The organism is Rhizobium sp. GW821-FHT14E12 (assembly GCF_058803745.1).
On record NZ_JBXAPH010000005.1, the window covers coordinates 162,968 to 183,141 of the forward strand.

Below are 20,174 nucleotides of genomic sequence, written 5' to 3' on the forward strand. Positions count from 1 at the left end.
CATAGTTACCAGCATGTAGAGGTTCCAATGCGCCGATTCACTTCTCACGAAAATCACATTCGAAATTCTGAGAAGTTGAGGGTTCATGCACACTTTGAATCTGGGCATTCTGGCCCATGTGGACGCAGGCAAGACTAGCCTTACCGAACGACTGCTTTTTGACGCCGGCGTCATCGACAAGCTCGGCAGCGTCGATACCGGCAGCACACAAACGGATAGTCTCGAACTCGAACGGCAACGTGGCATTACGATCAGGGCTGCCGTCGTGTCTTTCACCATCGGCGATACGGTCGTCAATCTCATCGATACGCCCGGCCATCCTGATTTCATCGCCGAGGTCGAGCGGATACTTGGATTGCTGGACGCGGCAGTGGTCGTTGTTTCGGCGGTCGAAGGTGTGCAAGCGCAGACGCGTGTGCTGGTGCGGGCATTGCAACGTCTTGCCGTTCCATTCCTGTTCTTCATCAACAAGGTTGATCGTCTCGGCGCGCGCTATGATGACCTGCTGGAGGTCATTGCCACCCAACTGCCGGTTCGCCCCATCGCCATGTCAGCCGTCATCGGGGCCGGCAGCAAGCTTGCCCGGGTGGAGGCGCTCGACTTGGGAAGTGCGCCGGTTTTCACGACCCTATGTGAAGCACTGGCGGAAAATGACGACGCGCTGCTGGACGATTACGTCCAGGCCCCGGATCGCCTGACCGTCGAAAGACTTGGACGCTCTTTGACGGATCAGATCGCCAAAGGCCTGGTGCATCCGACCTTTGCGGGAGCCGCGACGACCGGCGTTGGCGTGCCCGCGCTGGCATCAGCCATTGCGACGATGCTCCCCCACCGCCGCCTCGACCCGGACGGCCCGATCATCGGAAAAATCTTCAAGATCGAGCGCGGATGGGGTGGCGAAAAGCTATGTTATATCCACCTGACATCCGGCACCATCCGGCTCCGGCAATATCTGGATTTGCCCAAAGGCCCGGCAAGGGTGACCGGGATCCACGTTTTCGAGGCCGGACGGGTTCATAATGTTGCCAGCGCCCGAGCCGGGCAGATCGCCCGCGTCAGCGGCCTGAGCGGCGCTCGGATCGGCGATGCGGTGGGAGCCGATCCACTTTCAGGCAGTCACGCTAACTTCGCCCCGCCCACCCTTGAAACCCGCGTCCTCGCCCGGCGTCCCTCCGACAATGCGGCGCTCTGGCTGACGCTGAACCAGTTGGCCGAACAGGACCCATTGATCAATCTGCGCAGGAACGAGGACGCAAACGAAGTCTTCGTATCGCTGTATGGCGAGGTGCAAAAGGAGGTCATCCAATCAACGCTACTGACGGACTTCGGTCTTGAGGCAAGCTTTGAGAAGAGCACGGTCATCTGCGTAGAGCGGCTCGTTGGAAGCGGGGCCGGTCTCGAAATCATATTCAAGGAACCGAATCCATTTATCGCGACCATCGGACTGCGCGTCGAACCGCGATCGGAAGGGGCAGGCAACAGTTTCGCACTGGAAGTGGATGTAGGTCAGATGCCTGCAAGCTTTTATCGGGCAGTCGAGGAAACCGTGTTCGAAACACTGAAGCAGGGTATCTTCGGCTGGCAGGTCATCGATTGCCATGTGGCCATGACCGCAGCCCGGCATAGTTCGCCGACCAGCACTGCCGCCGATTTTCGGCAGTTGACGCCTTTGGTGCTGGCAACCGCCCTATCGGCCGCGCAAACCGTCATATGCGAGCCGGTCGACCGCTTTTACCTCGAAGCTCCCGCGGCAAGCTTGAACGGCTTGCTCACCCTGCTTGCGAAGTCCGGCGCGACCACGAAGGATTCCGTGATAGCCAGCGATGTGGTCCGACTGGAAGGCACTATTGCGTCTGCGATGATCCAAAGCGTCCAGCAACAGGTGCCAGGGCTGACGAGTGGCATGGGGACCATGGAATCTTCCTTTGATCACTACGCTCCAGTGACAGGCCCACAACGTTCGCGCCGGCGTTCCGGTGCCGATCCGTTCAATCGCGCCGAATATCTGCTGCGCCTGCGCAGAACGCTCGCCGGGGCTAATCCGGCGAGCGAAAAGGGAGAATAGTCGTCGCGAATGGCACTGAGATGATAGGCGCTTCAATCGCCTATCATCTTGCACGGAATGGAGCCCACGCCCGTCGGCTAAATCAAGCCGCCAACCCCTTCTTCTTCAGCATCGCATCCGGGCTCGGCAGCTTGCCACGAAATGCCTTGTAGGCATCTTCCGGGTCGATCGAGCCGCCGACGGAGTAGATGTTGGCCTTGAGTTTTTCGGCCATTCCGGCATTGAAGGCGTCACCGGTTTCCTCGAAGGCGGAGAACGCGTCGGCGTCGAGCACTTCCGACCACATGTAGGAATAATAGCCGGCCGAATAGCCGTCGCCGGAAAACACATGCTGGAAGTGCGGCGTGGCGTGGCGCATGACGATCGATTTCGGCATGCCGATTTCCGAGAGCACCTCGGCCTGCACCGCCATCGGGTCCTCGACGGCGCCACGGGTGTGGAAAGCCATGTCAACCAGCGCCGACGAGGTGAATTCCACCGTGTTGAAACCGGCATTGAAGGTGCGGGCGGCGAGAACCTTGTCGAGCAGCGCCTGCGGGATCGGCTCGCCCGTTTCGTAGTGTACGGCATATTCCTTCAGGATCGCCGGCACGGTCAGCCAATGTTCGTAAAGCTGCGACGGCAGCTCGACGAAATCGCGTGATACGCCGGTGCCGGCAACCGATGGATAGGTGACGTTGGAGAGCATGCCGTGCAGCGCATGGCCGAATTCGTGGAAGAGCGTGCGGGCGTCGTCCAGCGACAGGAGCGCCGGCTTGCCTTCGGCGGGCTTTGCGAAATTGCAGACGTTATAGATGATCGGCAGCTCGCCGACATCGCCGTTCGGCAGCCGCAATTTATGCTGCGACTGGAACGAACTCATCCAGGCGCCGGAGCGCTTCGAGCTGCGGGCGAAATAATCGCCAAGAAACAGGGCGACGAGCTTGTCGGAACCATCGCGGATCTCGAAGACGCGGACATCAGCGTGATAGGCTGGAACGCCCTTCTGCTCGACAGCATGGATGCCGAACAGGCGTCCGGCGACATCGAAGCAGGCGGCAATGATCTTTTCGAGCTGCAGATAGGGCTTCAGCTCCGCCTCGGAAAAATCGAACTTCTGCGTCCGGATCTTTTCGGCATAATGCCGCCAGTCCCAGGGCATGACCTCGTGATTGCGGCCCTCCTGCGAAATCAGCGCGGCGATATCGGCCTCTTCCTCGCCGGCACGCGCGGCAGCCTTCGCCCAAACAGCCTTCAGGAGATCGTTCACCGCATCCGGCGTCTTCGCCATGGTGTTGTCGAGCTTGAGTTCGGCAAAATTGGCGTAGCCGAGCAGCTTGGCCTTCTCGGCCCGGAGCGCCAGCGTCTCGCGGATGATCTTGCGGTTGTCGGTCTCGCCGCCATTCTCGCCGCGTGCCACCCAGGCCTTGAAAGCCTGTTCGCGCAGATCGCGGCGCTCGGAGGCCGTCAGGAACGGCTCGATGATCGAGCGCGACAGAGTGACGGCATATTTGCCCTCTTCGCCGCGTTCCCGGGCTGCCGCCGCCATCGCGTCCTTGAGATAATCGGGAAGACCGGCAAGATCGGCTTCCTCGGAAAGGATCAGCGCCCAGCTCTTCTCGTCGCCAAGGACATTCTGCCCGAACTGCGCGCCGAGGCCCGCCAGCGTCTCATTGATCGTCGCAAGCCGCTCCTGCTCCAGCTTCGGCAGCTTGGCGCCCGACTTCACAAAACCCTTCCAGTGCCGTTCCAGAACGCGGGTCTCTTCCAGCGTCAGGCCGAGAGCGTCGCGCCCTTCCCAGAGCGCGTCGATGCGGGCGAAAAGCGCGGCATTCATGCCGATCTTCGAATAATGCCGCGATATTTTCGGCGCTATCTGGCGCTCCAGCGCCTGGATCACCTCATTCGTATGGGCGCCGGCCTTGTTCCAGAATAGCGCGGACACCCGCGACAGCGGGTCGCCGGCAATCTCGAGCGCAGTGACGGTGTTGGCGAAGGTCGGCGCTTCGCCATTGTTGGCGATCGCATCGATCTCGGTCTCGTGGGAAGCAAGGGCCGCATCGAAGGCAGGCGCGAAATCGGTGTCTTTCACCGCGTCGAAACGTGGCAGGCCCTGATGCCCGGTCCATTCGACGAGCGCGGGGTTGACGGCGTGGGAAGACATACGAAGCATCCTTTCGGCAGACATCTGATCGAAGCACGATATAGGACCCGCCCCGTCGGATTGGTATGGCGGGGCGGAACAAAGATGAGAAATAGTCAGGCCTTGCGCCATCCAAGCAGGCCGGGCGTCGCATGCCATAGCGCCTGCGCTGCAAAGCCCATGAAGAGCACGCCGGAACAACGCACGATCATTCGCTCATGAGCGCGATAGAAACGTCGAACGACACCCGCGCCGATAATGCCGATCAGGATGATGTCGGCGGTGATGAAGCCGGCGAGAGAAACGGTAATCAGCAAGGGGAGCGCATTGAACGTCAATGCCCCGGCAGACCCCGCCACCAGCGCGGTGAAGGTCGCCAGCGCCACCGGATATCCCTTCGGATTGGTAACGCCGAAGATCAGGCCGCGACGGAACGGGCGGTCGACATTGAGCAGCGTCTTGCCATCCGCCCTCGGCTTGGCGGTCACCGCACTCCAGCCGATCCAGGCGAGGTAAAAGCCACAGAGCAATCCGAGCAGATCGAAGACGAAGGTGCCGAGAGTTTTTGCACCGACGATTGCAACCAAGGCGAGCGAAGACCATATGATGTCTCCGACGAGGTGGCCGCTCATGAAGAAGGCACCGGCCTTGCGCCCCTGTCCGGCACCGATGCCGAGCAGTGCCAGAAAGGCCGGACCGGGGATCAACACATAGAACAACGCCGCCAGAAAGGCGCCGACGATAAGTGATTGCGTCATATTGAAAGTTCCCGATGGCAACTGTGACAGACTAACGACACGGCGAATCGGGTCAAGCCAACCGAGTCGTGTTTAAAATAAAGAATCCATTGAATTTAGGGGGCGATATCACTAAGAATTTACCGGGGCCTAAAAACAAGCGTAGGTAGGGAAGCGCTTATGAGCAGCAGGATAGATACGGATTCGCTTGCCTTTCTGGTAGCGGATTGCGCCCGATTGATGCGAGCGGCCTTCGAGCGGCGCATTCTGGTCGCGGGATTGGGTCTGACCGCGGGCGAGGCACGCACACTCATGCAGGTTGCCGCCGTCAATGGCAGCCGACAGCTTGACATTGCCTGTCGCATGGGGCTGGAGCCGATGACGGTCAGCGCCTTCCTCGACAAGTTGCAGGCACGCGGCCTGATCGAGCGGCAGCCTGATCCTCTCGACCGCCGCGCCAAGCGCATCGTGTTGTCGGAAGCCGCCGACGCGAAGCTGAAGCAGATCGGCAAGGAGATCTGTGCAGTGGAGCGCGACGCGGTGCAAGGTTTCAATAACGGCCTGCAGGACGAGTTGCATCATGCGCTCCGCGCCTTCCGCAGCAATCTGCAGAATGCGGATGTGCCGGTCGAGATGGAACGCGAATTGAGGCCGGCGGAGTAAATCCGGCCCGTCGCAAAGCCGGAAAAGAAAAGCCCGCCTCCGACGATCGGAAGCGGGCTATATTTGCTTTCAATTCTGCTTACTTGGTCAGGTTGCGCTTGGCGAGCGTGCGCAGGCGCAGCGCGTTGAGCTTGATGAAGCCGGCCGCATCCTTCTGGTCGTAGGCACCCTGGTCGTCTTCGAAGGTGACCAGCTTGTCGGAATAGAGCGACTTCGGGCTTTCGCGGCCGATGGTCATGACATTGCCCTTGTAGAGCTTCAGCGTCACTTCGCCTTCGACATGCTCCTGGCTCTTGTCGATCAGCGCCTGCAGCATTTCGCGTTCCGGCGAGAACCAGAAGCCGTAATAGATCAGCTCAGCGTAACGCGGCATCAGCTCATCCTTGAGATGAGCAGCGCCGCGATCGAGTGTGATCGACTCGATGGCGCGGTGGGCGGCGAGCAGGATCGTGCCGCCCGGGGTCTCGTAGACGCCACGCGACTTCATGCCGACGAAACGGTTCTCGACGAGATCGAGGCGGCCGATGCCGTTGTCGCGGCCATAATCATTGAGCTTTGCCAGCAGCGTCGCCGGGCTCAGGCGCTCGCCATTGATCGAGACGGCATCACCCTTCTCGAAGCCGACCTTGATGACGGTCGCCTTGTCGGGAGCGGCTTCGGGCGAAATCGTCCGCATATGCACATATTCCGGTGCTTCCTGCGACGGATCTTCCAGAACCTTGCCCTCGGAGGAGGAGTGCAGAAGATTGGCGTCGACGGAGAACGGCGCTTCGCCCTTCTTGTCCTTGGCAACCGGGATCTGATGCTTCTCGGCGAATTCGAGCAGGTCGGTGCGGCTCTTGAACGTCCAGTCGCGCCACGGCGCGATGATCTTGATGTCCGGGTTCAGCGCATAGGCCGACAGTTCGAAACGAACCTGGTCGTTGCCCTTGCCGGTGGCGCCGTGAGCAATCGCGTCGGCGCCGGTCTTTTTGGCGATCTCGATCAGATGCTTGGAGATCAGCGGGCGGGCGATCGACGTGCCGAGCAGGTAGACGCCTTCATAAACGGCATTGGCACGGAACATAGGGAAGACGAAATCGCGCACGAATTCTTCGCGCACATCCTCAATATAAATTTCCTTGATGCCAAGCAGCTCGGCCTTCTTGCGCGCCGGCTCCAGCTCTTCGCCCTGGCCGAGATCGGCGGTGAAGGTGACGACTTCGGCGCCAAGCTCCGTCTGCAGCCACTTCAGGATAATCGAGGTGTCGAGACCGCCCGAATAGGCGAGAACGACTTTCTTCACGTCTTTATGTGATGCCATGGTCATGAGATCCGTTTCAATGCGAGCCTGCGGAGAGGCCCGCAAACCCTGTGTCGCGGCACTTTTAGCGAGATTATCGCGAGGCGCAAGGGGAAGTGCGATAGCGGGAAGGCAAAGAAACCTATTGCTTGAGATACTTCTCATGCCTCTCAGCAAGGAACGCATCGACGTCGAATTCCTCGGGCTCCCCGGACGCTTCACCCTCTTCAATGGCCGCCTCGATTGCTTCGATCTCAATCCAATGACGCAAATGCGTGAGCGCCGCATTAACGAGCGCATCCACTGAGGTAAAGTGACCGAGGCTGATCTGCTCGCCGATGAACGCATCCATCTGCTCGTCGATCTCTACGGACACATGCTTTGTCACGGGCGCGACCTCCGGCCGTTTGACTTGGTTGCCGAAAGTACCATATTCGGCGGCGACCGAACAATGCCCAGGGAGGACCCTGCTCGTGACCGATATTCAAGCCATTTTCAAGAAACCCAATGTTGCCGTCATCACCGGCGGTGCCTCCGGTATCGGCCTTGCCGCGGCGAAATATTTCGCCGGGCTCGGCATGAGCGTCGCCATTGCCGATCTTGGCGGCGAACGGCTGGCCGATGCGCGCGCCGAACTCGAAGCGATCGCCGGCGAAGAACATGTGATGGCGGTCGAAACGGACGTTGCCCAGAAAGAGGCACTCGAAGCCCTCGAACGCGCTGTCCTGCAACGCTTCGGCCGGGTGCATGTGCTGATGAACAATGCCGGCATCGGGCCGGAAACCTCGATCTTCAGCCCGCAGGCCGGCTGGGATGCGATCTTCGGTGTCAATCTCCTCGCCGTCATCAACGGCACACGCGCCTTCGGACCGGCCATGCTGGCCCATGGCGAGCCGGGCCTGATCATCAACACCGGCTCGAAGCAGGGCATCACCACGCCACCCGGAAACCCCGCCTACAACATTTCCAAGGCCGGCGTGAAGGTCTTCACCGAGGCGCTGCAGCATGAGCTGCGCAACACCGAAGGCGCGAAGATCTCCGCGCATCTGTTGATCCCCGGCTTCGTCTTCACCGGCCTCACCCAGGGCGATCGCCGTGAAAAGCCAGCTGCCGCCTGGACGGCGGAACAGACGGTCGATTTCATGGTGGAGAGCCTCAAGCGCGGCGACTTCTACATCCTTTGCCCGGATAACGACGTGGCGCGGCCGATCGACGAGCGCCGCATGCTTTGGGCTGCCGGCGATATCGTCGAAAACCGCCCTCCGCTGTCGCGCTGGCATCCGGATTATGCCGATAAGTTCAAGTCATTCCTGGAAAAGAAGGATTGATTTGCAAATCGCCGAAAGCCGGATAGAAAACGCTGATCCCCTATCCGGCTTTCGGAGCTGCCCCAATGGATTTCCTACCCAGCCTGTCGACCCTTCTCGCCTTTACCGCGGCAACCCTGCTTCTCGCGATGACTCCAGGGCCTGACATGACGCTCTCGATCAGCCGCGCCTTGGCACAGGGCAAAAGAGCAGCGCTCTTCGTCGTCCTCGGCACCACCCTCGGCGTCGTCGTCCACACATGCCTGGTGGCCTTTGGCATCTCCGCGCTGATTACAGCCTCGCCGATTGCCTTCACCATGCTCAAAACCGGCGGTGCCGCCTATCTGCTGTGGCTGGCGATCCAGGCGATCCGCTTCGGTTCCAGCCTGTCGGTCATGCAGGTCGATGCAGCCAGAAAAACGCCGCTCTCCAACATCGCCAACGGCTTCTGGGTCAATCTGCTCAACCCCAAGGTCATCATCTTCTTCATGACCTTCCTGCCGCAATTCGTCACGGCGGGCGACCCGGCCGTCACGCACAAGCTGCTGTTCCTGGGATTCTTCTTCATCATCGTCGGCGTACCGGTGAACATCATCGTCGTTCTCGCCGCCGACAAGCTGTCGTCCTGGCTGCAGAACAACCGCGGCGTCCTGCGCGGCCTCGACTATACTTTCGCCGGCGTCTTTTCGATCTTCGCGGCGAAGATTTTCCTCACGCAGGCGCGTTGAGCGCCCGCCCGGCAAAGCGGCCGGCGATCCACCAATAGACGGTGGCGCTGGCAGCGCCGAGAAAGCCAAAGCAGACAACAATGGTGATGGTGACGAGGTTGACGGGCTGCGACCGCTCCACGCTGCCCGAAATCAGGACGGATGCCATCGCCGACAGCAAGGCACCATAGATCGCATAGCCGCACCAGCGGCGCATACTACGCCATTCGAAAAGCGGAATGACGGCCATCGACGGCAGGATGCTGACGATCATCGCAAGCTTGGTCAAGGCGACGGTGAGCGCGATCAACTCCGGGGCGCCCGTCCCCGGCATCGTCCAGGTGGCGACGCAAGCGAGCACGAAGCCCATCATGACGCAGGCACCGAGATAGCCCCAGAGGAGCCGTATCGGCCTGCGCAGACCCAGAAGCATCAATCTCAATCCTCGCCGTGATTGGCGATCATCATAGCCTCGAAAGCCAGCCGCTCGGTCTTGCGCATGCGTTCCGAATCCGACTTCAACTGGCCGCAGGCGGCGAGAATATCGCGGCCGCGCGGCGTGCGGATTGGCGAGGCGTAGCCGGCCGCATTGATGAAATCGGCGAATTTCTCGATCTGCTCCCAATCCGAACACTGGTAGTTCGTGCCCGGCCAGGGATTGAAGGGGATCAGGTTGATCTTCGACGGGATGCCCTTCAAAAGCTGGATCAGCCCTTTGGCATCTTCGAGACTGTCGTTGACGCCCTTCAGCATCACATATTCGAAGGTGATCCGCCGTGCGTTCGAAAGGCCGGGATAGGCGCGGCAAGCATCCATCAATTCCTTCAGCGGATATTTCTTGTTGATCGGCACCAGCATGTCGCGCAGATCGTCGCGCACCGCATGCAGCGAGATTGCCAGCATGACGCCGATCTCGTCGCCGGTGCGGTAGATTTCCGGCACGACGCCAGAGGTGGACAGCGTGATGCGTCGCTTCGACAGCGACAGGCCGTCGCCATCGGAGGCGATCAGCAGCGCCGTCTTGACGCTCTCGAAATTGTAGAGCGGTTCGCCCATGCCCATCATGACCATGTTGCTGACCTTGCGTCCCTCAGCCGGCATGATCGTGCCCTGCGGCGCTTCACGGTCCGGAAAATCGCCGAGCCGGTCGCGCGCGAGAAGCAGCTGCGACAGGATCTCTTCCGCCGTCAGGTTGCGCACCAGGCGCTGCGTGCCGGTGTGACAGAAGGAACAGGTGAGCGTACAGCCAACCTGGCTGGAAACGCAGAGCGTCCCACGTCCCTCTTCCGGAATATAGACGGTTTCGACCTCGACCGGACGACCGGCGCCGCGCGGCGGAAAGCGCAGCAGCCACTTGCGGGTGCCGTCGTTGGAGACCTGCTCCTCGACGATCTCCGGCCGGGCGATGGTGAAATGCGTCTTCAGCATTTCGCGCATGTCCTTGGAGACATTCGCCATGGCGTCGAAGTCGGAGACGCCGCGCACATAGATCCAGTTCCAGAGCTGGCTGACACGCATCTTGACCTGCTTGTCGGCGACACCCTTCTCCTTGAGAGCCGCCCCCATTTCCTCGCGCGTCAGGCCGATCAGCGACGGTTTCGGCGAAAGCTCGACCGGCTGCGACACGGGCATCGGCTTGAGCTTGGATGGGGTCATGACATCGATGGCGGACATAGGATATTCCAATGGTTCATATCGGCGATGCCCCCAAAAGCTGGAAAGCTGCGGGCGCGGGCAAGGCACTGAAATCAGAAGGTTCATCTAGGTGCGGGCAAGAAACTTGCAAAACACACCGCTTGTTGGGGCGGCCTTTAGCATTAATTTCAGTCCGCGTCATCCCTCTTGAAAAAGCAAAAGGCCAGCCACCCGGGCCGGCCTTAACATTTCGGTTTCGATAGAACCCGCAATCACTTTGGCGTGATCGTGGCATTATTGATCTTATTTGCAGTTTTCGATCTGCTTCAGCGCCGCGGTGACGCCCTTCAGCGAGTAGGTATAGGTGGTGCCGGTGCCCCTCTTCGAGGTCGCGGTGACCTTCAGCGAATGGCCGGACTTGAGTGCTGCGACCAGAGCCGGTTCCTGCGCGGCATTCTCGACCCAGGCAGCCTTGTCCTTGGTAAACATCACGAAGGTCTTATTGTCGATGATGACGTCGACCTTGGAATTGTCCTTGAGCGGATAGCCCATCATCGCCTGCGGCTCATAGGAGATGTTCTGGCCCGGGCGCTGGGAAACGATGAAGAAGTTGTCACCATGATCGATGCCGCTAGCCGGCATCTTGGTCGTCGGCACGGAGAGAACATAGCAGACCTTGCCGGCGCCGGACTGGTAGGAATAAGCGCCCCAGGCATCGAATTGCTGGATGCGCGTCGGAGCCGCCGGTGCTGCTGCCTGCGCCTGTGCGGGCGCCTGCTTCTTGGTCTGCGCGGCGGCAATGCCAGTGCCGGCCAGAACGAGCGAGAGGGCGATTGCGAAGCTTTTTACAAACATGGTTTCCTGCCGATTTCTTGCGGTCCAGAGCTCGAGGCGATTTGAGTACGCACGCCTGCCTATGCTCATGAGCTGCCCTATTTTGACTTTATTCAGGTTACCAAACCGTCAACGGAGCATTAAGTGCTCCCGTCTGTGCCATTTCAATTCAAGCGCCGCGCCAGGCCTGAAACGCATCAGGAAGAATTGGAAAACCCGGATGGCGGAACACCACCCTACGGGATCGAGTTATGACAGAAAGATTCAGGCAAGAATTTGACCTCTCTAAAATCAGGAGCACCTGATAAAGGTCTGGAAACCCGGCAGGATTTCCGCCGCTAGCCGCGCGGCCGCACTCATGCCGTCTTTGCGGCCTCTGGCTCATTGGCCAAGGCCCGGTCAGCGGCGTCATAATGTTCCTGGCGGATATGGCCCTTGATCATGCTGAAGGCGAGCGCCAGAACCGCGGCATCGTCCGAAAAGCCGATAACCGCGAAGAAATCCGGGATGATATCGATCGGCATGACGAAATAGCCGAGCGCGGCGAGCAATATGCCGCGAACGCGTGTCGGCGTCTGCGAATCGAGGGCGCAGTAGAAAGCCGCAACGACATCGCGGGAAAACGGAATATACCGCGCCGCCTTGCGCAAGGTCGGCCAGAACTTGCTACGCACCGACTTCTCCTGACGTTTTTGGGTCTCTTCGTCACCAGGCATCAGGATCTCCCCATACTTGATGTCATCCATTCCACGCACTCCATCGAAGCCCTTGTTCCAGGGCGCATAAACATATGGTGATCACTCCCCGCGATTCAATCGGTCCGCCGCGCCGCCGCCTTTTCCATCGCTTTTGCGAGCTTGACGTCGTAGTCGGTCAGGCCATTGGCGTCATGGGTCGTCAGTTTCACGTCGACACGCGAATAGACATTGAACCATTCCGGATGATGGTTGAGTTTTTCCGCCGTCAGGGCCGCCTCGGTCATGAAACCGAAAGCCTCGACGAAATTGCGGAATTTATAGCTCTTCGAAATCGACAGACGGTCCGCCGCCAATGTCCAGCCAACAAGGCCAGTCACGGTTTCATCGATTGCGGCCGGTTCCAGCTTTTCGTATTTCATGACAAGGTCACTCCTCTCGATCGGTTGAAGGATATCATGGACCGCTTCAGGATTCTGTTCGTTTGCGCCGGCAACATCTGCCGCTCACCGCTTGCCGAAGGTATTTTCCGGCATCTGGCGACTGAGGCCGGTCGCGGCTCCGCATTCGAGGTCGATTCGGCCGGCACCGGCGGCTGGCATCAGGGAGAAAGGCCGGACCGCCGCTCGGTGGCCGCGGCCGCCGGTCACGGCGTCGACATTTCCGGCCAGCGCGCACGCCGCATCGAAGCCAAGGACTTCGACCGGTTCGACCTGATCCTGGCAATGGATCAAGACAATTTGAAGAATTTGCGGAAAATCGCGCCTGCCGATGCGCTCGGCAGGCTACATCTCTTCAACGCCCTCACGCTGGGCAGCAATAAGGATATTCCCGACCCTTACTATGGCGGCCACGAAGGTTTCGAGGCGGTCTACACCATGCTCTTGGCGGGCTGCAGCGCGCTGCTTCCCACACTGGGGAAGGCGCTGCGGGCCTCATGAAGCGGGAAGACCTCTTCGGTGAGGTAAGGACCGCCGCCGACCGATTCGCGCGATGACAACAGCACGAAGCGGCCCACCGTAAACGGCGAGGTGTGGAAGTCACCGCGTCCGGAGAGATAGTGCACCACATCGTCGACGCGCGAGGACTTGAGCCGGGCGAGCGTCACATGCGGCGTGAATTTACGCGGATCCGGCGGCAGGCCGATGCGCTGGCAGATGCGCTCGATCTCGCCTTGGAGGGCGTACATGTCAGGCGTCTGCGTGACGCCAGCCCAGACCGAATGTGGTTTCTTGGAACCGAAGGAGCCGATACCTTCCAGCCGCAGCTGGAATTCCGGCCGGTCGATCCGGTCCAGACGGTCGACGATCTCATCCGCCGTGCGTCCATCGACATCGCCGATGAAACGAAGGGTGATGTGATAATTTTCAACGTCGATCCACCTGGCACCGGGAAGACCGCCGCGCAACAACGAAAGGCTCATGGCCGCGTTGCGCGGAATTTCGAGGGCGGTAAAAAGTCTCGGCATTACGAGCACTCCCCGAATCTCTTGCAGGTATAAGCAGGGAATCACGCAATTGCAGCCGGTGCAAGCATCTATTTCGCAGCTGCGGCAATCGTCCCTATGAAACTACTAACTACCGGCTGGAAGCCCTGCACCATCACATCGACCCCCTGCGGGTTCGGATGCATGCCGTCACTCAGTTGCAGATCTGCATGCGTCGCAACCCCATCGAGAAAGAACGGATAGAGCGTCAGCTGATATTTGTCGGCGAGCCGCTGATAGATCGGATTGAATTTGGCCGCATAATCCGGCCCCATATTCGGCGGCGCCAGCATGCCGGCAAGCAGCACGGGAATGTTGCGCTGCTTCAGCCTGGCAATGATCGTATCCAGGTTCTTCTCCGTCTCTTCCGGCGGAATGCCACGCAAGGCGTCATTGGCGCCGAGTTCGAGGATCACCCCGTCGGTCCCGTCCGGCACCGACCAGTCGATGCGCGACAACCCGCCCGACGTCGTGTCGCCGGACACGCCGGCATCGGCGATTGCCACATCCAGCCCCTTTGCCTTCAGCGCCGCCTCCAGCTTGGCCGGAAATCCGTCGCCCGGCGGCAACTGGTAGCCGGCCATCAGGCTATCGCCGAAACCGACCAATTGGATGGTCCGCGCCTCGGCCGCACCCGCTGCGCCAAACAGAAGACCGCAAGCAATGACAGCGAAGTGAAACGCGGCAGCTTTAAAACTCATGATCCATTCCCTAAATTCGCTGCGCGGGCCAAATCGTGCCCGCCATGATCTCAGATGTATATAGGGCGTCCCGCATTGGCAAAAACCATCATCGAGCTGAAGAAGGCGGATTTGACGCTCGGCAATGCCGCCGCCTCCGTCCATGTGCTGAAAGGCATCGACCTTACCGTTGCGGAAGGCGAAGCGGTCGGCATCGTCGGCCCCTCCGGCTCCGGCAAGTCGACGCTGCTGATGGTGCTGGCCGGCCTTGAAAAGCTCGATAGCGGCGAACTGCTGATCCGCGACACGCCCCTGCATGCCTTGAGCGAGGATCGCGTCGCCGATTTCCGCGGCCGCAATATTGGCATCGTCTTCCAGTCCTTCCATCTTATTGCCAACATGACGGCGCTGGAAAACGTCGCCGTGCCGCTGGAACTCGCCAATGTCCGCGACGCCTTCGACATCGCCCGGAAAGAGCTGGAGGCCGTCGGCCTCGGCGAGCGGCTGAGCCATTATCCCGGCCAGCTTTCGGGCGGCGAACAGCAGCGCGTGGCGATCGCCCGCGCGCTCGCCCCCTCACCGGCCCTTCTGATCGCCGACGAGCCGACCGGCAACCTCGACACCGACACCGGCCGGCAGATTGCAGACTTGCTGTTCGCACAGCAGGCTGAGCGCGGCACGACCATGCTGCTCGTCACCCATGACCCGGCGCTCGCCGCTCGCTGCTCCCGCCAGATCCGTGTCCGCTCGGGCGAGATCGAGGGCGACAGCGCCCATGCGCGGACCAGCCAGGCAGCGATAGCATGACGGTGGCAGGCGCACGCTTCACGCTTGCCTTCCGCCTGGCGCTGCGCGAATTGCGCGGCGGTCTCGGCGGTTTCTACATCTTCCTGGCCTGCATCGCGCTCGGCACGGGCGCGATTGCCGCCGTCAACTCGGTCTCGCAGTCGATCACCGACGCGATTTCGACCCAGGGCCAGTCGCTGCTGGCCGCCGACGTCCGCTTCGAGCTCAACAATCGCGAGGCAAAGCCAGACGAACTGGCCTATCTCGAAAGCCTCGGCCAGATCTCGCGATCCACTGGCCTGCGCTCCATGGCCCGCCTGCCCGACGGCTCCGACCAGGCATTGGTTCAGGTCAAGGCGGTCGATGGCGCCTACCCGCTCTACGGCACCTTCGAAGCCGATCCGGACCAGCCGCTATCGACGCTGCTTGCCGCCAGGGATGGGACCTATGGCGCCGTCCTCGCGCCCCTGCTTCTGGAACGACTGAACCTGAAAATCGGCAGCGAATTGCTGCTCGGCAATACGAAGCTTCGGGTCACCGGCACGGTGAAGACCGAGCCGGATTCGGTCTCCGAAGGTTTTGGTTTCGCCCCGCGACTGCTCACCAGCCGCGACGCCTTGCAAGCGTCCGGGCTGATCACCACCGGCAGCCTGGTCGAACAGGTCTACAAGATCCGTATGGGCGATCCCGCCAGTGGCCTGCGCGATATCACCACCCGCGCCAATGCCGCCTTTCCGCAGGCCGGCTGGTCGGTCCAGACCAGCAATCGGGCAGCCCCGGCGCTTGCCGACAACATCACCCGTTTCTCGCAATTCCTGACCCTGGTCGGCCTCACCGCCCTGATCGTCGGCGGTGTCGGCGTTGCCAATGCCGTGCGCGCCTTCCTCGACGCCAAGCGCACCACCATCGCCACCTTCAAATGCCTCGGTGCGCCGGCCTTCGTCGTGGTGATGATCTACCTAATCCAGATCGCCCTGATCGCGCTTGCCGGCGTCGTCATCGGCCTCGTATTCGGCGCCATCGCACCGATGCTGGCCTCGCAATTCATGGCCGAATTCCTGCCGATCTCCACCGCGCCGCAACTTTATCCCGGCCCGCTGGCGCTGGCTGCCCTTTTCGGCCTGCTGACGACGCTCGCCTTCGCCATTCCGCCGCTCGGTCATGCCCGCGAAGTGCCGGCAACCGCGCTCTTCCGAGAACAGGGCTTCGAAGCGCGCCGTCTGCCCGGCTGGCCCTATCTGCTGACCGCCGGCCTGCTGATGGCGATCCTTGCAGCCCTTGCGATCTACACCGCCTATGACCGCCGCATCGCCGTCGTCTTCATCGTCTCGATCGCGGGTGCCTTCGTCGTGCTTCGTGCCGTCGCCGCGCTACTTTCCTGGCTTGCCCGCCGCAGCCCGCGCGTACACTCACCGGCCCTGCGGCTGGCGATCGGCAACATCCATCGGCCGGGCGCGCTGACCGCCTCCGTCGTGCTGTCGCTCGGCCTTGGCCTGGCGCTTCTGGTGACGCTGACGCTGATCGACGGCAACATGCGCCAGCAGCTGACCGGACGCATGAGCGAACAGGCGCCGAATTTCTTCTTCGTCGATATCCAAAGCTCGGAACTCGACGGCTTCCGCAAGGTCGTGCAGGCCCAGGCGCCGGAGGGCAAGCTCGTCGAAGCGCCGATGCTGCGCGGCCGCATCGTCGCCTTCAACGGCGAAGACGTCAGCAAGATAAAGGTGCCGCCGGCCGGCCAATGGGTGCTGCGCGGCGATCGCGGCATCACCTATGCCGAAACCATGCCGGAGAACGCCGCCCTCACGGAAGGGGAATGGTGGGGCAAGGACTATAGCGGCGAACCGCTGGTCTCCTTCTCGGACGAGGAAAGCAAGGCGCTTGGCCTGAAGCTCGGCGACAAACTCACCGTCAACGTACTCGGCCGCAATGTGACGGCCAAGGTTGCCAGCTTCCGCAAGGTCCAATGGCAGTCGCTGTCGATCAATTTCGTGATGATCTTCTCGCCCAACACCTTCAAGGGCGCGCCGCATGCCTGGCTGGCGACCCTGACCGACCCTTCCGCCACCTCGGCGCAGGAAGCCGCGATCCTGAAGAACGTTACCAACACCTACCCGACGATCACCAGCATCCGCGTCAAGGACGCGCTCGATATCGTCAACACGCTGGTCGGTCAGCTTGCCACCGCGATCCGCGCCGCGGCCTCCGTCGCGCTCATCGCCTCCGTGCTGGTGCTTGCCGGCGCTCTGGCGGCGGGCAACCGCGCCCGCACGCATGATGCGGTGGTGCTGAAGACGCTTGGCGCCACGCGGGCCATGCTAATCCGCGCCTTCAGCTACGAATATCTGATCCTCGGGGCCGCCACCGCCGTCTTCGCACTCCTCGCCGGCTCGACGGCGGCCTGGTATGTCGTCAGCCGCATCATGAAGCTACCGTCGACCTTCCTTCCCGACGTCGCCTTTTCGACGCTTGTCATCGCGCTGCTGCTGACGGTCGGCATCGGTCTTATTGGCACCTGGCGCGTGCTCGGCCAGAAGGCGGCGCCCGTTCTGCGCGAATTATGAACCCCGATCGGGCCGTGGCTCTTCACCGCGAAACGGCCCGATATTACATCGATTTAACTTCGCCCCAGCCGCATGGGCCTTGTGTAAAGGCCTTGAAAGCCTCATATTCTGCGTAGGCATGCTGGAGCTCCGCAGCGGCGCCTGGGACGAAATCGCCCGACACCGTAATCATATCGGAGCTTAAAAGAGGAAAACATGGCTGACTTTCGCAATTACCAAAACCGGACGCCGCAAGCAGGCGCGCAGACCGGTGCGATGATAGATGAGGGCCTTCGAGCCTACATGCTCAAGGTCTACAACCTGATGGCGCTGGGTCTGGCGATCACGGGTCTGGCCGCCTATTTCGCATTCTCGCTCTCCTTCTCCGACGGCCAGATCACGGCCTTCGGCCAGGCGATCTACCAGAGCCCGCTGAAGTGGGTGGTGATCTTCGCTCCACTGGCGATGGTGTTCTTCCTGATGGCTCGGGTTAACCGCATGAGCGTGGCCGCCGCGACGACGACCTTCTGGGTCTACGCCGCGCTGGTGGGCCTGTCGCTGTCGTCGATCTTCATCATCTACACCGGCCAGAGCGTCGTGCAGACCTTCTTCGTGACCGCCGCCTCCTTCGGCGCGCTGTCGCTCTACGGCTACACGACCAAGCGTGACCTGTCGGCGATGGGTTCGTTCCTGATGATGGGCCTCTTCGGCCTGATCATCGCGTCGCTGGTCAACATCTTCCTGGCTTCGTCCGCCATGCAGTTCGCCATCTCGGTGATCGGCGTGCTGATCTTCGCAGGCCTGACCGCCTACGATACGCAGCGGATCAAGGAAATGTACTACGAAGCCGACGACGTAACGGTCGCTGGCCGCAAGGCCATCATGGGCGCCCTGTCGCTCTACCTCGACTTCATCAACCTCTTCATGTTCCTGCTGCAGTTCATGGGCAACCGCAAATAATTGCAGCGAGCTGAATGAAAGTTCGAAAAGGCGGCCTCGGCCGCCTTTTCTGTTTGCCTAACCTGCGCGCGCGATTTTATATCGGGTCTTCAAACCGCAGATCAGGCAATAAACCCAGATGTTCTCCCGCCTTCGCCAGGCCGCCCCAAACGACCTCCCCGAGATTACCGCCATCTATCGCGACGCCGTTCTCAACGGCACGGCAAGCTATGAGCTCGTCCCGCCGAACGAGGCGGAGATGACGAGCCGTTTTCAGGCGATCAGGGGCAAGAGCTACCCCTACATCGTCGCCGAGGATGAGAGCGGAAAAGTTCTCGGCTACGCCTATGCGTCCGCCTTCCGCACACGACCGGCCTATCGCTGGATGGTGGAGGATTCGATCTATCTGGCTCCGGAAGCACGCGGTCGCGGCCTCGGAAAGCTGCTGCTGGCGAAGCTGGTGGAGGAGTGCGAAGCTCTCGGCTTCCGGCAGATGATCGCCGTCATCGGCGGTGCCGCACCCGCCTCCATCGCCCTTCACCGCGCCGCCGGTTTCACGGAGACGGGCCTGCTCAAAGGCACGGGCTACAAGCACGGCCGCTGGCTGGACACGATGCTGATGCAGAAAGCGCTCGGCGAAGGCACGGAAACCGACCCCGATCCCTCGACCTATCCCGGGACGCTGTTCAGCGAGTAAGGCTGCCTCTCCTTTTCCCCTGGAGAAAAGGCGCCGGGCCGGCCGGATAACAATGGGCTGGTGCGAAAGCTCCAGACGATCCCGGTGTCCGGAGACGAGTCGGATACGATCCCGCAACATTTCTCAACATTAAAGCAGCCACGGCAACATTCGATTCGCTATTTTGACGGCGATAACGCTCCGCAACCGCCGATTCCCCGACCTGTTCAGAGATTCGTTTTCCCTCGCGTTGAGGCAGGATCGCACGCCGCAACCTGCGGGCATCGCATTGGCACATATGATTTATAGAAGGAAATATATATGAAATATCTGCTCATTCCCGCCCTGCTCGCGCTGGCCTCGACCTCCGCGGTTGCCGCTGATCTGACTGAGGAGCCCGTTGCCGCTTCCGCTCCGGCTTCAGTCTTCACCTGGTCCGGTCCCTATCTCGGTGTCCACGGCGGCGGCGCAATCACCAAGGGCAGCTTCAAGTTCGGCAGTGGCGACCAGTCCGAAGACTTCAAGGGCGGCCTTTTTGGCAATTTCTTCGGATACAACTATCAGTTCGACAAGGTCGTCGTCGGCATCGACGGCAATATCGACTACAACTGGAACAACAAGGCCGTCGCCAATGCATCCAGCGTTGGCACCGATTGGTCGGGCGCAGTTCGCGGACGGGTCGGTTACGCTTTCGACAACCTGCTGATCTACGGCGCGGCCGGATGGACCGCCGCGCGCGGCTTCGCCGATGTTCCCGGTTCCGGCGACGGCAAGGTCATCTTCAGCGGCTGGACGGCCGGCACCGGCGTCGACTATGCCTTCACCAACAACATCTTCGCCCGCGCGGAATACCGCTACAGCGATTTCGGCAGCAAGGAATTGCAGGGCGTGAAGAGCGACCTCACCGAGCAGTCGATAAACCTGGGTGTGGGCTTGAAGTTCTGATTTCGGCGCTATCTGTCGCTACACAAAGCCCCGCTCATCGGCGGGGCTTTTCGTTTGTCCCCGAGCTGCTGA

21 protein-coding genes are annotated in these 20,174 nt (G+C 61.0%); 10 read left to right on the forward strand and 11 right to left on the reverse strand.

The window, feature by feature from the left end; translation table 11 throughout:
* Window positions 1–85: 85 nt before the first annotated feature.
* Window positions 86–2,065: a GTP-binding protein gene (locus tag AC1RO0_RS20125; protein WP_498594570.1), complete on the forward strand. Its 1,980-nt coding sequence runs from the start codon at window positions 86–88 to the stop codon at window positions 2,063–2,065.
* 82 nt (window positions 2,066–2,147) lie between these two features.
* Here the strand turns inward: AC1RO0_RS20125 and AC1RO0_RS20130 are convergent, their stop codons facing one another.
* A complete protein-coding gene (locus AC1RO0_RS20130; protein WP_498594571.1) occupies window positions 2,148–4,208 on the reverse strand; it encodes a M3 family metallopeptidase in 2,061 nt (686 codons plus the stop codon).
* 95 nt (window positions 4,209–4,303) lie between these two features.
* A complete protein-coding gene (locus AC1RO0_RS20135) occupies window positions 4,304–4,945 on the reverse strand; it encodes a LysE family translocator (protein WP_498594572.1) in 642 nt (213 codons plus the stop codon).
* A 159-nt stretch (window positions 4,946–5,104) separates the two neighbouring features.
* Here AC1RO0_RS20135 and AC1RO0_RS20140 point away from each other — a divergent pair, with 159 nt between their 5' ends.
* On the forward strand, window positions 5,105–5,587 hold the full coding sequence (locus AC1RO0_RS20140) for a MarR family winged helix-turn-helix transcriptional regulator (RefSeq protein ID WP_034521694.1): 483 nt from the start codon (window positions 5,105–5,107) through the stop codon (window positions 5,585–5,587).
* Window positions 5,588–5,666: 79 nt separating this feature from the next.
* Here AC1RO0_RS20140 and AC1RO0_RS20145 read toward each other — a convergent pair whose 3' ends face one another.
* Together AC1RO0_RS20145 and AC1RO0_RS20150 are read right to left on the reverse strand one after the other, a co-directional pair.
* The gene (locus AC1RO0_RS20145; RefSeq protein ID WP_007693714.1) at window positions 5,667–6,890 is read right to left on the reverse strand and encodes an argininosuccinate synthase; all 1,224 of its coding nucleotides are present in this window, start codon (window positions 6,888–6,890) and stop codon (window positions 5,667–5,669) included.
* A gap of 121 nt (window positions 6,891–7,011) precedes the next feature.
* Window positions 7,012–7,257: a type II toxin-antitoxin system ParD family antitoxin gene (locus tag AC1RO0_RS20150; RefSeq protein ID WP_498594573.1), complete on the reverse strand. Its 246-nt coding sequence runs from the start codon at window positions 7,255–7,257 to the stop codon at window positions 7,012–7,014.
* 85 nt (window positions 7,258–7,342) lie between these two features.
* Between AC1RO0_RS20150 and AC1RO0_RS20155 the strand changes: the two genes are divergently transcribed.
* Together AC1RO0_RS20155 and AC1RO0_RS20160 are read left to right on the forward strand one after the other, a co-directional pair.
* Window positions 7,343–8,197, forward strand: a complete 855-nt coding sequence (locus tag AC1RO0_RS20155) for an SDR family NAD(P)-dependent oxidoreductase (protein ID WP_498594574.1) — start codon at window positions 7,343–7,345, stop codon at window positions 8,195–8,197.
* 65 nt (window positions 8,198–8,262) lie between these two features.
* Window positions 8,263–8,904, forward strand: coding sequence for a LysE family translocator (locus AC1RO0_RS20160; protein ID WP_174015765.1), 642 nt, complete (start codon window positions 8,263–8,265; stop codon window positions 8,902–8,904).
* On the opposite strand, the gene AC1RO0_RS20165 is transcribed toward AC1RO0_RS20160, so the two are convergent.
* The 5 genes from AC1RO0_RS20165 to AC1RO0_RS20185 form a co-directional block, all read right to left on the reverse strand.
* A complete protein-coding gene (locus AC1RO0_RS20165) occupies window positions 8,888–9,316 on the reverse strand; it encodes a hypothetical protein (protein ID WP_498594575.1) in 429 nt (142 codons plus the stop codon). The genes AC1RO0_RS20160 and AC1RO0_RS20165 overlap by 17 nt on opposite strands.
* A 5-nt stretch (window positions 9,317–9,321) precedes the next feature.
* The gene (gene rlmN, locus AC1RO0_RS20170) at window positions 9,322–10,557 is read right to left on the reverse strand and encodes a dual-specificity RNA methyltransferase RlmN (protein WP_498594576.1); all 1,236 of its coding nucleotides are present in this window, start codon (window positions 10,555–10,557) and stop codon (window positions 9,322–9,324) included.
* A 264-nt stretch (window positions 10,558–10,821) separates the two neighbouring features.
* Window positions 10,822–11,373 carry an invasion associated locus B family protein gene (locus AC1RO0_RS20175; protein WP_498594577.1) on the reverse strand — a complete coding sequence of 184 codons (552 nt, stop codon included), beginning with the start codon at window positions 11,371–11,373 and terminating at the stop codon, window positions 10,822–10,824.
* Window positions 11,374–11,708: 335 nt separating this feature from the next.
* Entirely contained in the window at window positions 11,709–12,098 is a 390-nt protein-coding gene (locus AC1RO0_RS20180; RefSeq protein WP_498594578.1) for a YkvA family protein, read from the reverse strand.
* A gap of 65 nt (window positions 12,099–12,163) precedes the next feature.
* Entirely contained in the window at window positions 12,164–12,469 is a 306-nt protein-coding gene (locus AC1RO0_RS20185; protein WP_498594579.1) for a 4a-hydroxytetrahydrobiopterin dehydratase, read from the reverse strand.
* A gap of 36 nt (window positions 12,470–12,505) precedes the next feature.
* On the opposite strand from AC1RO0_RS20185, the gene AC1RO0_RS20190 reads away from it, so the two are divergent.
* Window positions 12,506–12,988 (forward strand): low molecular weight protein-tyrosine-phosphatase, encoded by a 483-nt coding sequence (locus tag AC1RO0_RS20190; protein WP_498594580.1) that lies wholly within the window; start codon window positions 12,506–12,508, stop codon window positions 12,986–12,988.
* Here the strand turns inward: AC1RO0_RS20190 and thpR are convergent.
* A complete protein-coding gene (thpR, locus tag AC1RO0_RS20195) occupies window positions 12,919–13,515 on the reverse strand; it encodes an RNA 2',3'-cyclic phosphodiesterase (RefSeq protein WP_007693727.1) in 597 nt (198 codons plus the stop codon). The genes AC1RO0_RS20190 and thpR overlap by 70 nt on opposite strands.
* A gap of 68 nt (window positions 13,516–13,583) precedes the next feature.
* Entirely contained in the window at window positions 13,584–14,234 is a 651-nt protein-coding gene (locus tag AC1RO0_RS20200; protein ID WP_498594581.1) for an arylesterase, read from the reverse strand.
* Window positions 14,235–14,309: 75 nt separating this feature from the next.
* Here AC1RO0_RS20200 and AC1RO0_RS20205 point away from each other — a divergent pair, with 75 nt between their 5' ends.
* The 5 genes from AC1RO0_RS20205 to AC1RO0_RS20225 all read left to right on the forward strand — a co-directional run bounded on the left by AC1RO0_RS20205 (window position 14,310) and on the right by AC1RO0_RS20225 (window position 20,102).
* Window positions 14,310–15,020 carry an ABC transporter ATP-binding protein gene (locus AC1RO0_RS20205; RefSeq protein ID WP_498594582.1) on the forward strand — a complete coding sequence of 237 codons (711 nt, stop codon included), beginning with the start codon at window positions 14,310–14,312 and terminating at the stop codon, window positions 15,018–15,020.
* Window positions 15,017–17,563 carry an ABC transporter permease gene (locus tag AC1RO0_RS20210; protein ID WP_498594583.1) on the forward strand — a complete coding sequence of 849 codons (2,547 nt, stop codon included), beginning with the start codon at window positions 15,017–15,019 and terminating at the stop codon, window positions 17,561–17,563. The genes AC1RO0_RS20205 and AC1RO0_RS20210 overlap by 4 nt, the downstream gene beginning before the upstream one ends.
* 195 nt (window positions 17,564–17,758) lie before the next feature.
* Window positions 17,759–18,502, forward strand: a complete 744-nt coding sequence (locus AC1RO0_RS20215) for a Bax inhibitor-1/YccA family protein (protein ID WP_174161905.1) — start codon at window positions 17,759–17,761, stop codon at window positions 18,500–18,502.
* 118 nt (window positions 18,503–18,620) lie between these two features.
* A complete protein-coding gene (locus tag AC1RO0_RS20220; RefSeq protein ID WP_498594584.1) occupies window positions 18,621–19,178 on the forward strand; it encodes a GNAT family N-acetyltransferase in 558 nt (185 codons plus the stop codon).
* Window positions 19,179–19,478: 300 nt separating this feature from the next.
* Window positions 19,479–20,102: an outer membrane protein gene (locus AC1RO0_RS20225; RefSeq protein WP_498594585.1), complete on the forward strand. Its 624-nt coding sequence runs from the start codon at window positions 19,479–19,481 to the stop codon at window positions 20,100–20,102.
* Window positions 20,103–20,174 lie beyond the last annotated feature (72 nt).

Coding starts and splice junctions, on each gene's coding strand:
- thpR (WP_007693727.1), bottom strand. CDS start 13,515: ATGCCGAGACTTTTTACCGCCCTCGAAATTCCGCGCAACGCGGCCATG.
- AC1RO0_RS20190 (WP_498594580.1), top strand. CDS start 12,506: ATGGACCGCTTCAGGATTCTGTTCGTTTGCGCCGGCAACATCTGCCGC.
- AC1RO0_RS20130 (WP_498594571.1), bottom strand. CDS start 4,208: ATGTCTTCCCACGCCGTCAACCCCGCGCTCGTCGAATGGACCGGGCAT.
- AC1RO0_RS20135 (WP_498594572.1), bottom strand. CDS start 4,945: ATGACGCAATCACTTATCGTCGGCGCCTTTCTGGCGGCGTTGTTCTAT.
- AC1RO0_RS20210 (WP_498594583.1), top strand. CDS start 15,017: ATGACGGTGGCAGGCGCACGCTTCACGCTTGCCTTCCGCCTGGCGCTG.
- AC1RO0_RS20185 (WP_498594579.1), bottom strand. CDS start 12,469: ATGAAATACGAAAAGCTGGAACCGGCCGCAATCGATGAAACCGTGACT.
- AC1RO0_RS20215 (WP_174161905.1), top strand. CDS start 17,759: ATGGCTGACTTTCGCAATTACCAAAACCGGACGCCGCAAGCAGGCGCG.
- AC1RO0_RS20220 (WP_498594584.1), top strand. CDS start 18,621: ATGTTCTCCCGCCTTCGCCAGGCCGCCCCAAACGACCTCCCCGAGATT.
- AC1RO0_RS20140 (WP_034521694.1), top strand. CDS start 5,105: ATGAGCAGCAGGATAGATACGGATTCGCTTGCCTTTCTGGTAGCGGAT.
- AC1RO0_RS20180 (WP_498594578.1), bottom strand. CDS start 12,098: ATGGATGACATCAAGTATGGGGAGATCCTGATGCCTGGTGACGAAGAG.
- AC1RO0_RS20175 (WP_498594577.1), bottom strand. CDS start 11,373: ATGTTTGTAAAAAGCTTCGCAATCGCCCTCTCGCTCGTTCTGGCCGGC.
- AC1RO0_RS20200 (WP_498594581.1), bottom strand. CDS start 14,234: ATGAGTTTTAAAGCTGCCGCGTTTCACTTCGCTGTCATTGCTTGCGGT.
- AC1RO0_RS20165 (WP_498594575.1), bottom strand. CDS start 9,316: ATGCTTCTGGGTCTGCGCAGGCCGATACGGCTCCTCTGGGGCTATCTC.
- rlmN (WP_498594576.1), bottom strand. CDS start 10,557: ATGTCCGCCATCGATGTCATGACCCCATCCAAGCTCAAGCCGATGCCC.
- AC1RO0_RS20145 (WP_007693714.1), bottom strand. CDS start 6,890: ATGGCATCACATAAAGACGTGAAGAAAGTCGTTCTCGCCTATTCGGGC.
- AC1RO0_RS20160 (WP_174015765.1), top strand. CDS start 8,263: ATGGATTTCCTACCCAGCCTGTCGACCCTTCTCGCCTTTACCGCGGCA.
- AC1RO0_RS20225 (WP_498594585.1), top strand. CDS start 19,479: ATGAAATATCTGCTCATTCCCGCCCTGCTCGCGCTGGCCTCGACCTCC.
- AC1RO0_RS20125 (WP_498594570.1), top strand. CDS start 86: ATGCACACTTTGAATCTGGGCATTCTGGCCCATGTGGACGCAGGCAAG.